This window comes from Rhodococcus sp. TAF43 (genome assembly GCF_052113525.1).
In the GTDB taxonomy this organism is placed as follows: Bacteria; Actinomycetota; Actinomycetes; order Mycobacteriales; family Mycobacteriaceae; genus Prescottella.
Genome location: NZ_JBFRDL010000125.1, coordinates 1 through 1,096 on the forward strand (window position 1 = coordinate 1; position 1,096 = coordinate 1,096).

The 1,096-nt window shown below is 63.9% G+C and carries 1 pseudogene; it reads left to right on the forward strand.

What is annotated here, in order from left to right:
• Positions 1-168 precede the first annotated feature (168 nt).
• Positions 169-978, forward strand: a pseudogene (locus AB4Z09_RS29100) (IS256 family transposase); the annotation flags it as partial.
• Positions 979-1,096 lie beyond the last annotated feature (118 nt).

Below are 1,096 nucleotides of genomic sequence, written 5' to 3' on the forward strand. Positions count from 1 at the left end.
GGGCACTGTTGAGCGCGCGTGCGAGCCCGATTCCGTAACTGCGGGTGCCCTCGAGTGCTACCACGATGGGTGGTGCGGGCGCGTGCTCGGCGATCCAGGCGAGCACGTCGGCGAATCCGGATGTGTTGTTGTTGATCGTCAGTGTCGCGGGTGTCGCCACCGATGACTGCGTCCACGGTTTCCACCACCGTGTCCACGAACCGGGGTAAGGCCCAGGTGCTCGAGGAGATGACCAAGTGGCAGAACCGGCCCCTGGACCGGGTGTATCCGGTGCTGTTCATCGATGCCATTCATGTGAAGTTCCGCGACGGGCAGGTCACCAACCGGCCCATCTATGTCGCGATCGGGGTTACCGTCAACGGCGAACGCGACATCCTCGGGTTGTGGGTTGGCGATGGCGGCGAGGTCGCGAAGTTCTGGCTGTCGGTGCTCACCGAGATCAAGAACCGTGGCGTGGAAGACGTGTGCATCGTGGTCTGCGACGGGCTGAAGGGACTGCCGGACGCGATCTACACGGTGTGGGAACTCGCGATCGTGCGGATCTGTGTAATTCACTTGATTCGCAACACATTTCGGTTCGCGGCGCGCCAGTACTGGGACGAGACGGCACGCGATCTCAAGCCCGTCTACACGGCACCGACGGAGGCCGCGGCGAAGGAGGGGTTCGTCGAGTTCGCCGGCAAGTGGGGACCGAAATACCCGGCGATCGTGCGGTTGTGGGAGAACGCCTGGAGCGAATTCGTGCCGTTCCTCGACTACGGATGTCGAGATCCGACGCGTGATCTGCTCGACGAACGCGATCGAGTCGGTCAACGCCCGCTACCGGCGCGCGATCCGCGCCCGCGGGCACTTCCCGACCGAGCAGGCCGCCCTCAAGTGCCTGTACTTGCGACCCGGTCGCAGGACCCCACCGGCCGCGGTAGGGAACGATGGGCAGTCAGGTGGAAGCCTGCACTGAACGCCTTCGCCATCGCTTTCGAGGGGACGCATCAACTAACCGATGCCAACCCGGATTCACCGTTTATCGGACACTCCCCCTCCCGGAGTATGAGCTCGCTCTTCGAGCCCTGGTCGTGACGGTGAACCGGCAGTATGG